This window comes from Aeromonas sp. QDB18, from assembly GCF_027705325.1.
Classification (GTDB): Bacteria; Pseudomonadota; Gammaproteobacteria; order Enterobacterales; family Aeromonadaceae; genus Aeromonas; species Aeromonas caviae.
Genome location: NZ_JAPDBQ010000147.1, coordinates 1 through 10,463, shown reverse-complemented (window position 1 = coordinate 10,463; position 10,463 = coordinate 1). Strand labels below are relative to the sequence as shown.

The 10,463-nt window shown below is 62.1% G+C and carries 7 protein-coding genes; 4 read left to right on the top strand and 3 right to left on the bottom strand.

What is annotated here, in order from left to right:
* Positions 1–322: 322 nt before the first annotated feature.
* The 3 genes from uvrD to OKC30_RS17485 form a co-directional block, all read right to left on the bottom strand.
* Entirely contained in the window at positions 323–2,494 is a 2,172-nt protein-coding gene (uvrD, locus tag OKC30_RS17495; protein WP_160837030.1) for a DNA helicase II, read from the bottom strand.
* A 68-nt stretch (positions 2,495–2,562) separates the two neighbouring features.
* Entirely contained in the window at positions 2,563–3,024 is a 462-nt protein-coding gene (locus OKC30_RS17490; RefSeq protein ID WP_124244684.1) for a hypothetical protein, read from the bottom strand.
* Positions 3,025–3,028: 4 nt separating this feature from the next.
* Entirely contained in the window at positions 3,029–4,936 is a 1,908-nt protein-coding gene (locus OKC30_RS17485) for a hypothetical protein (RefSeq protein ID WP_160837032.1), read from the bottom strand.
* Between the two features lie 587 nt (positions 4,937–5,523).
* Between OKC30_RS17485 and OKC30_RS17480 the strand changes: the two genes are divergently transcribed.
* The 4 genes from OKC30_RS17480 to OKC30_RS17465 all read left to right on the top strand — a co-directional run bounded on the left by OKC30_RS17480 (position 5,524) and on the right by OKC30_RS17465 (position 10,352).
* The gene (locus tag OKC30_RS17480; protein ID WP_041212138.1) at positions 5,524–6,522 is read left to right on the top strand and encodes a BMP family lipoprotein; all 999 of its coding nucleotides are present in this window, start codon (positions 5,524–5,526) and stop codon (positions 6,520–6,522) included.
* 86 nt (positions 6,523–6,608) lie between these two features.
* Positions 6,609–8,186 (top strand): ABC transporter ATP-binding protein, encoded by a 1,578-nt coding sequence (locus tag OKC30_RS17475; RefSeq protein ID WP_103857800.1) that lies wholly within the window; start codon positions 6,609–6,611, stop codon positions 8,184–8,186.
* A gap of 79 nt (positions 8,187–8,265) precedes the next feature.
* Complete coding sequence (locus OKC30_RS17470) at positions 8,266–9,384, top strand: ABC transporter permease (protein WP_104455072.1); 1,119 nt, start codon at positions 8,266–8,268, stop codon at positions 9,382–9,384.
* A gap of 2 nt (positions 9,385–9,386) precedes the next feature.
* The gene (locus OKC30_RS17465; RefSeq protein ID WP_010672471.1) at positions 9,387–10,352 is read left to right on the top strand and encodes an ABC transporter permease; all 966 of its coding nucleotides are present in this window, start codon (positions 9,387–9,389) and stop codon (positions 10,350–10,352) included.
* Positions 10,353–10,463: the final 111 nt, after the last annotated feature.

Here is a 10,463-nt window from a genome sequence, read left to right as displayed (position 1 = left end):
GTGGTGTGTTTGGCGACAACCAGTTTACCAGCACTCTGTCTGTCAACTTCCACTTTCCCAGGATCCCGCGAAGAACCTTTCTTTTGGTGACTTTTCTTTGGCCACGCAAAGAAAAGTTACTCGCCCAAGCCCGAAGGGCGGGCGAAACCCTGTCGAGGGCAACGCCCTCGCGTCCTGCACGGCGCCAGCCGTGCTGCCAACAACCAGGCACACAATTTCCCCATGACGCGAACGTCCGATTACGCTTCGCTAATCGAACCTACAGTCCTGACAAAAAAGGAGCCAACGGCTCCTTTTGTATTGATGGCGGGAGCGCTGCGCCTTACAGCACCTCAAGGCGGGCATAGGCCGTCACCAGCCACTTGGCGCCGACGTCGTCGAACTGGATCTGCACCCGGCTCTGCTGGCCGACCCCTTCGAAGTTGAGCACGATTCCTTCCCCGAATTTCGGATGGAGCACCCGCTGGCCGAGCTTGATGCCGCTGGCGTCGAAGCTCTGCTGCACCTCGTTCTGGCTGAAGCGGCCGTACTGGGTGGGGCGGCTGACCTGAGTGCGCAGCCGGATCTCTTCCAGACACTCGGCGGGCATCTCGCGGATAAAGCGGCTCGGCTTGTGGAACATCTCGCGGCCGTAGATGCGGCGGCTCTCCGCATAACAGATGTAGAGCTTCTCCATGGCGCGGGTCATGCCGACGTAACAGAGGCGCCTTTCCTCTTCGAGGCGGCCTGACTCCTCGGTGGATTGCTGGCTGGGGAACATGCCCTCTTCCACACCGACCAGCAGCACCAGCGGGAACTCCAGCCCCTTGGCGCTGTGCAGGGTCATCAGCTGCACCGCATCGGCATATTCGTCCGCCTGATTCTCGCCGGATTCCAGCGCCGCGTGGGCGAGGAAGGCGGAGAGATCGCTCATATCCTCCAGCTCGTCCGGGCGCTGGTACTGGCGGCAGGCGGTGACCAGTTCGTCCAGGTTCTCTACCCGCGCCTGGGATTTCTCGCCTTTTTCCGCCAGATACATGGCCTTGAGGCCGGAGTGCTGGATGGCGATATCCGCCTGCTGGTGCAGGGGCAGCAGGGAGACCTGCTCCTCCAGCGCGTCGATGAGATCCACAAAGCCGCGCACCGCGTTGCCGGCGCGGCCGGTCAGCACCTTGTCATTGAGCAGTGCCTTGGCCGATTGCCACAGGTTCTGGCCCTGATCGCGGGCGTTGATACGCAAGATCTCGAGGGTGCGATCGCCGATGCCGCGGGTCGGCGTATTGACCACCCGCTCGAAACTGGCGTCGTCGCCCCGGTTGTTGATAAGGCGCAGGTAGGCCATGGCGTCCTTGATTTCCTGGCGCTCGAAGAAGCGCAGGCCGCCGTAGATGCGATAGGGCATGGCGTCCTGCATCAGCGCCTCTTCCAGCACCCGCGACTGGGCGTTGGAACGATAGAGGATGGCGCAGTCGGCGAGCAGACCCCCCTTCTCTTTCCAATCCTTGAGGCGGCCGACCACGAAGCGGGCCTCGTCCACCTCGTTGAAGGCGGCGTACAGCGAAATCGGCTCGCCCTCGGCCCCTTCGGTCCACAGCTCCTTGCCGAGCCGCTCCGAGTTGTTGGCGATGACGCTGTTGGCGGCTTTGAGGATGTTGGCGGTGGAGCGGTAGTTCTGCTCCAGGCGGATGGTCTGCGCCCCCTGATAGTCGGTCAGGAAACGCTGGATGTTCTCAATCTTGGCGCCGCGCCAGCCGTAGATGGACTGGTCATCGTCGCCGACGATCATCACCTTGCCGGTGTCGCCCGCCAGCATCCGCAGCCAGGCGTACTGGATGCCGTTGGTATCCTGGAACTCGTCCACCAGGATGTTCTGGAAGCGGTCGCGGTAGTGCTCGAGGATGTGCGGCTTGTTGAGCCACAGCTCGTGGGCCCGCAACAGGAGCTCGGCGAAGTCCACCAGCCCGGAGCGATCGCAGGTCTCCTGATAGGTCTTGTAGATCTGCTGATAGGTGCGGGTGACGGGGTCGCCGTAGAGATCGATGTCGCCGGGGCGCAGCCCCTCGTCCTTCTTGCCGTTGATGTAGCCCATCACGGCGCGCGGGGCCCAGTGCTTCTCGTCCAGATTGAGCGCCTTGAGCACCCGGCGAATGAGGCGGTACTGGTCGTCGGAGTCGAGGATCTGGAAATCCTGCGGCAGCCCCGCATCCAGATGGTGGGCCCGCAGCAGTCGGTGGGCGATGCCGTGGAAGGTGCCGATCCACATGCCGCGCACGCCGTCACCGATCACCTTCTCGACCCGGCCACGCATCTCGGCCGCCGCCTTGTTGGTAAAGGTCACCGCGATGATGGAGAAGGGTGAACAGCGTTCCACCTGCATCAGCCAGGCGATACGGTGCACCAGCACCCGGGTCTTGCCCGAACCGGCACCGGCCAGCACCAGCAGGTTGCAACGGGGGGCCGCCACCGCGTCTCTTTGCTTGTCATTGAGCCCGTCGAGCAGGGTTGAAACGTCCATCACCACTCCTGTTTATTTATACAGGCGGGGATTATACGGCCTGAGCCGCCAGAGACCAACCGGCAGGATCAACGAAGGGGGCGGTGATAGTCCCGGTATTGGCCCAGTACCTCACCGGAAAAGCTGAGCAGCCGGGCGCGGGGGGCATCCAGCACCTGCTGGACGGGATCAAATCGCAGTGAAGCGGCCAGCATGCGGCCCTCAGGCAGGGTCACTTCCGTGTTCCCCATCACCAGCATGCCGTCCTGATAATGCCCATGCTCGAAGCGCACGATGACGTCATTCACCATCAAGGTGCCCTGCTTGAGCTGCAGTGATGCTCGTTGCATCTCTCGCAACGCAAACAGACTGGACAATGACGGACGCCCGCTGGGCATCCGCTGCAAGTATTCGTGGGTGGTCAATTGATATTGCAACTGACCCTGACGATCGAAGACACGCTCCCGATAATCGGTGTAGCGCGTCAGCATGCCGGCAGCCTGTGCCACCGGCATCCACAACAGGAGCGCCCCCGTCAGGAGCGCTCCCACTGGTTTACAGCTGATCGGCACAGCTGACCTTGTTGTCATCCAGGTCGGTACAGGAGACGAATACCTTGTCAAAGGTCGACCCGGCCACCGGCGTCATCTGGGTTGACCAGTCATAACCCACCCCCTTGGCATAGATGGCGGTGTGGCTCTCCTGATCTTCCTGCATCCAGCCGATGTACTTCAGTGCGCCGCGATCGCTCTGGGCAAGTGCCTTGAACTCGTCGCTCGTGATGAGACACATGGGCTCTCCCATGCCCTTGGACAGCTCGGCATCCCGCGCCCCCACGGCGCCATCACAGCCGCCGGTCACCTTGATGGTCATGTCACTGCGATCCAGCATCTCATCGAAGAACGGCAGCACATTGATGTTGTACTTCACCCCCACCTCTTGAGGCTGCCAGCCCATGCCGGTATTGACGTATCGGGTCTCGATGCTTTCCCACTGGATAGTGGGCACAGTGCCTGCAAAGTGGTTCGCCAGCTCCTTGAGAGTCGCGGCATTGGCCTCGATCTCATCCTGGGTCAACGATTCGTCCAGCTTGCTCTGATCGATGGTCAGAGCGAGGCTCACCGCATCCTTCAACTGCGACTTGGCCTTGGCCAACCGTGCCTTGGCATCGTCGGTCAAACGGAAGAAATCGGCGTGCACCACCAGCGCATCCGGCTCGATTTCCTGCTGACTGAACTGGGTCTCGAAGGTGCTGCTGCTCTCTTCATAGGTGGTGGTCGGCTGCATGCCCCAGGTGTCCTTGATGTGCATACGCGGCAAGGTCACTTCTTCCTGCTGGGTGACATAGGCGCTGTCCGGACCGTACTGGTAGGAGGCGGCGATGTTGAGGGCCGATGCCATCGCCATCGCAGACGCCCGCAGTGCCTTGGCACCGTCGAGGTTGAGGGTGACGGTATCGTCATCGCCATAGGTGGCGCTGTAATCCGGATCCTGGATATCGGCCAGGGCAGCCGCGACGTTTTCCAGGCTGTCGGCATAGGCGCCCATCAGCTTGGCCACGTCACGGGTATATCCCTTGCCACCTTTGAGCGCCACGGAGGCGGTGCCGGGGGTGTGGATGATGACATCCATCACCTTGGCCAGGCTGGTGCTGTAACCACTGCCAATGGCGGACGAGGTGAAGCCCAGGCGTTCAGCCACCACGGGGTTGTTGGTCACCTCCAGCATGGTCAGCATGGCCAGCACGATCTGGCGATCGGCCTTGCCGCTCTCACCGGTCTCGGCCTGCAGGGTCTCCTTGTACTCCTTGAACTTGCTCTCGACGTCCAGGTTTTTCAGATCGGTCAGTCCCTGCAGATCGCTCAGCACCTTGTCGACCGCCACGGAGCGGCCATTGACGCCAGCCAGGGTGGCGGAGAGGTGGGCTTTCGCCGCAGCCAGAGAGACGACGGCCTTGGTGAGGCCCGCTGTTTTCAGCGCCTCGACCAGGGAGGTGTTGAAGGCGTCATCGCTACCCAGTTCGACGATCCCCAGTTGCGCGACCTGCGCCTTGTCGAGGGTGATGCCGTTCTCCGGATTGCTGTCGCTGTCGAGCGTCTGCAGCAATGCCGCAATGCGGATCGCTTTCTCCTTGTCGTCACCCGCCAGGGTGTAAGGGGTCACCAACGAGTTGCCCGCCTTGAGGGTCACCGCCCCCAGGCGTTGGTTGCCCAATGCGAATTCGCAGGTGTCGCCATCATCAAACAGGAATTCACCCTTGGCATTGGTGACACCGGTGTAATCGTTGCACCGATAGTCGAGGCCACCCACGACGGAATCCAGGAAGACGGCAGTGTGAAGAGGCTTGCTGCCGGTGTCGGTGCCACCGCCATTGTTGCCACCATTGCTGCCGCCACCGTTATCGTCACCACCACCCCCGCAAGCGGTCAACATGACACCGGACAACACACAAGCCACTGCCATACTCAGCACGTTTTTTTCATTTTTATCACCCGAACAAATGTAAAAAATACGGCCCCATCCCGGGGGCCAAGTTAATCCGGGTATAACCTAGCGTATCCATATGACAAACACCAATGCATTTCCATATGAGTGTGCTTGCCATCACGCAGGCCCCGAGCGAGCAGGAAAAACGGCCACAGACGACGACCCTGGGAGGGGAAAAAGCCATCCATCTTGGGCTGTCACACCTCGGGCGGACCTCCTGGCGCTCAGCCAGCCCGCCCGCCAACATGGCGTCGATGAGGCCGCAGGGCTGGTGCCGATGGAAGCCAGTTTTTTCATCAGGGGAGGAAAACGGTTGCGCCTAACGTCATGAATCCAAACACAAATGTCGATCGAGCCCTATTAATCACGGAATTTAATTCTGCAAAAACACCATAAAACAAACACTTATAAGGCAATTTGCTTATATTTCAAACCGTTAACGCAAACGTTTTTCCTCTATGATCCCCTTGACCAACGGGCTGGCTCACTTACAGTTAGCCAGCGTGCTTTATGACCTGCCAAGACAGGTTGTGGACCCTCACATAACAATCAAGGATACGATCGTGACTAAAGTGCTCAAGCTGGCCACCGTGGCCGCCCTCACCCTCGCTGCCCTGTCCGCCCAGGCAGCCTCCGAGCCCGCCGTCATCTATGACACCGCAGGCAAATTCGACAAGTCCTTCAACGAAGCCGTGTTCCGCAACGGCGTCGAAGTCTACAACAAGGACAAAGGCGTCAAGGTCAAGGAGTTCGAACCCCAGAACGAAGCCCAGCGCGAGCAGGGCCTGCGTCGTCTGGCCAGCCGTGGCAACGGCCCCATCGTCGCCGTCGGCTTCAACATGGGTTCCGCAGTAGAGAAAGTCGCCACCGAGTTCCCGAACACCCAGTTCACCATCATCGACATGGTGGTCGACAAGCCGAACGTCCAGTCCCTCATCTTCAAGGAGCATGAAGGTTCCTTCCTGGTGGGTGCCCTGGCAGCCATCGCCTCCAAGACCGGCAAGGTCGGCTTCGTGGGCGGCATGGACATCCCGCTGATCCGCAAGTTCCAGTGCGGCTATGAGCAAGGCGCCAAGTACATCAATCCGAAGATCGACGTCTATCAGAACATGACCGGCTCCACCCCGGCAGCCTTCGCCGACCCGGCCAAGGGTGCAGAACTGGCCAAGTCCCAGTTCGCCAAGGGCGCCGATGTGGTCTATGCCGCCGCCGGTGGCACCGGGATCGGTGTCTATCAGGCTGCCAAGGACGAAGGCAAGCTGGCCATCGGTGTGGATTCCAACCAGAACCACCTGCAACCGGGCACCATGCTGACCTCCATGGTCAAGTCCGTGGGTCTGGCCGCGTACAAGAGCTGGGATGACGCCGCCAAGGGCAGCTGGAAGCCGGGCATCCAGTCCCTGGGTCTGGCCGAAGGCGGGGTTGACTGGGCGCTGGACGAGAACAACGCCAAGCTGATCACCCCGGAAATGAAAGCCAAGGTCGAGAGCATCAAGGCCGACATCATCGCCGGCAAAATCAAGGTGCACGACTACATGAGCGACAACTCCTGCAAGTACTGAGTCCCTGCTACGACTCTCAACCAGTGATGACCGGCCCGCACGGGCCGGTTTTTAGTCTCTACTTCATGACCCGCAAGGACTGCATCATGGACCAGACAGATCGCTATGCCATCGAATTAAGGGGTATCGATAAGCGGTTCGGCGACGTGTACGCCAACAAGCAGATCGACCTTCAGGTTCGTAAAGGCAGCATTCACGGCATCGTCGGCGAAAATGGCGCCGGCAAGTCGACCCTGATGAGCATCATTTACGGTTTCTACCACGCCGACAGAGGCGAGATGCTGATCGACGGGAATCCGTTCAAACCCCATGGCTCCCAAGATGCGATTGCCGCAGGCGTGGGCATGGTGCACCAGCACTTCATGCTGGTGAACAACTTTACCGTATTGGAAAACGTCATCCTGGGGGCCGAGAACGGCTGGCGCCTGGGCAAGAGCCTGGCGGCCGCCGAGAAGCTGCTGGGCGAGCTGGCACGGGACTATGGTCTCGAGGTGCCGCTGCACGAGAAGGTCGAGGATCTGCCGGTGGGCCTGCAACAGCGGGTCGAGATCCTCAAGGCGCTCTATCGCGGTGCCCGCATCCTGATCCTCGACGAGCCCACCGGGGTACTGACCCCGCAAGAGGCGGATCACCTGTTCGAGGTGCTGAAAAAGCTGCGGGATCAGGGGGCGACCGTCATCCTCATCACCCACAAGCTGCGGGAGATCCTGGCCATCACGGATCAGGTCTCCATCATGCGCCGGGGGGAGATGGTGGCCCATGTCGCCACCAAAGACACCGACAAGGAGCAGCTCGCCGAACTGATGGTGGGCCGCAAGGTGCGCCTCAAGGTCGACAAGGGCACCGCCCAGCCGGGCGAGGCCAAGCTCAAGGTCGAGGGCCTCTCTTACGTCGATGACGCCGGGGTGGAACGGGTCAAATCCGTCAGCTTCGAGGTGCGGGCAGGGGAAGTGGTCGGCATCGCCGGGGTCTCCGGCAACGGCCAGTCCGAGCTGCTCAGCATGCTCGGCGGCATCCTCAAGCCCAGCAAGGGCGGCTTCACCATCGCCGGGGCGCAGCGCCACGAGGTAAGCCAGAGCCACCCGGCCGACCCGGAGCAGGTGCGCAACTTCGGCCTCGGCCACATCCCGGAAGACAGACACAAGATGGGGCTCATCAACCGCTTCGAGGCGAAAGAGGCCTTCATCCTCGGCTATCACCGCCGTGCCCAGTACAACAAGGGCTGGCTGCAGGACAAGGAGGCGATCCGCCAGGATTGCCAGGCCAAGATGGACAAGTGGGACGTGCGCCCGCCGAGCCCGGAGCACAAGACCGCCAACTTCTCCGGCGGCAACCAGCAGAAGCTGGTGATCGCCCGGGAAGTGGAGCAGGACCCGGATGTGCTGCTGGTCGGCCAGCCGACCCGGGGCGTCGACATCGGCGCCATCGAGTACATCCACCAGCAGATCATCGCCATGCGCGACAAGGGCAAGGCGGTGCTGCTGGTGTCGGTGGAGCTGGACGAGATCATGAGCCTCTCCGACCGCATTCTGGTCATCGCCGATGGCCGCATCGTCGGCGAGCTGGACGGCGCCAGGGCGGATGAACGCACCATCGGCCTGATGATGGCGAACATAGTTCCTGACGACGTGGCGACAAGCCAATCACAAGGAGCCACATCATGAAGGTCACAACCACTTGTAACGGATTCGGCCTGATGATGGTCAACACACCAGTCCCCGACGATATCAAGGAGGCCCATTCATGAGCCAAGCACGTGTTCCTGCCTGGATATCCGTGGGCGTGCTGCCCGCAGTCAATATCCTGCTGGCCTTCCTGGTGTCGGCCATCCTGTTCTATTACCTCGACATCAGCCCCATCGAGGCAGCCGAAATCATGTGGTACGGCGCCTTCGGCACCGGCGAGGGGATAGGCTTCACCCTCTACTACGCCACCGGTTTCATCTTCACCGGTCTGGCGGTGGCGGTGGCCTTCCACGCCGGCCTGTTCAACATCGGCGGTGAGGGGCAGGCCTATATCGGCGGCCTCGGGGTCGGTCTGGTCTGTCTGCTGCTCGGGGACGTGCTGCCGTTCGCCCTGCTCCTGCCGCTCGCCATCATCGCCGGCGGCCTGTTCGGCGCGGCCTGGGCCTTCATCCCGGCCTGGCTGCAAGCCAAGCGGGGCAGCCACATCGTCATCACCACCATCATGTTCAACTTCATCGCCGCCTCCCTGATGGCCTACCTCTTGGTCGACGTCTTCAAGCCGCCAGGATCCATGGCCACCGAGAGCAAGGTGTTCGCCGTGGCGAGCTGGCTGCCGAAGATGAGCGAGCTGGCGGCCGGTTTCGGCATCGCCATGCCCAACAGCCCCCTCAACATCAGCTTCTTCTGGGCGCTGATCTGTGCGGCCCTGGTGTGGGTCTTCATCTGGCATACCCGCTGGGGCTACGAGATCCGCTCCGTGGGTGCGAGCCAGAGTGCCTCCGCCTATGCGGGCATCTCCTATCCCAAGGTGGTGATCCTGGCCATGGTGATCTCCGGCATGCTGGCGGGCTTCTTCGCCCTCAACGTGCTGCAGGGTGAGCTGCACCAGATCAAGCTCAACTTCGTGGAAGGCTTCGGCTTCACCGGCATCGCGGTGGCCCTGATGGGCCGCAACCACCCGGTCGGCGTCATCATCGCCAGCCTGCTGTTCGGCTTCCTCTACCAGGGCGGCGCCGAGCTCAGCTTCGAGTTCGGGGTGGACCGCAACATCGTCGTGGTGCTGCAGGGTCTGGTGATCCTGTTCTGCGGCGCCCTGGAGCACATGCTGCGCCCGCGCATCGAGCAGGCCTATCTGGCCTTTGCCAACCGCCCGGTCGCCCAAGTGAAAGGAGCCTGATCATGTTCGAAATGCTGATCCTGATGCTGGACGCGACCATTCGTACCGCGCCTCCGCTCATCCTGGCGGCCATGGCCGGTATGTTTTGTGAGCGCTCCGGGGTGGTCAACATCGCCCTGGAGGGCAAGCTGCTAGCCTCCGCCTTCGCCAGTGCGGCGGCCGCCGCCGTCACCGGTTCCGCCTGGATTGGGCTGGGGGTCGGGGTGGGGATCTCCATCCTGTTCGCCCTGCTGCACGGCTTCGCCACCATCACCCACCGGGGTGATCAGGTGGTGAGCGGCATGGCCATCAACATCCTGGCAGCCGGTCTCACCGTGACCCTGGGGCGCTACTGGTTCGATCAGGGCGGCCAGACCCCGGCGCTCTCCGGTGCGGCACGCTTCGCCCCCATCGACCTGCCCTATGCCAAGGAGCTCTATGACGTGCCCGTCATCGGCCAGCTCTACAGCGAGCTCTTGAGCGGTCACTCTCTGCTGGAGTACGTGGCCTTCGCCGCCGTGCCCCTGGCCTGGTGGGTGCTGTTCCGCACCCGCTTCGGCCTGCGGCTGCGGGCGGTGGGCGAGGCCCCGGCCGCGGTCGACACCGCAGGCATCTCCGTGGTGCGCATGCGCTACACCGCCCTCATCATCGGCGGCCTGCTGGCGGGGATCGGGGGCACCTATCTGGCGGTGGCCCAGACCGCCCAGTTCATCCCCAACATGAGCGCGGGCAAGGGCTTCATGGCGCTGGCGGCCCTGGTGTTCGGCAAGTGGCGCCCCTGGAACGCCATGGCGGCCTGTCTGCTGTTCGGCTTCCTCGATGCGGTCGCCATCCGGCTGCAAGGGGTCAGCATCGGCGATTTCCCGATCCCGGTGCAGGCCATCGAGGCGCTGCCCTACATCCTGACGGTCTTCCTGCTGGCCGGTTTCATCGGCAAGGCGGTGGCCCCCAAGGCCCTCGGCACCCCCTATGTCAAGGAGCGGGAATAGCCCCGCCCTTCATGCCATGCAAAAGGCCCGCACATGCGGCAATGCTGATCAGTTAAGGATCCATTGACCGATCCTTCTGCTGTAGGACAATCCGGAACCAATCACTGGTTC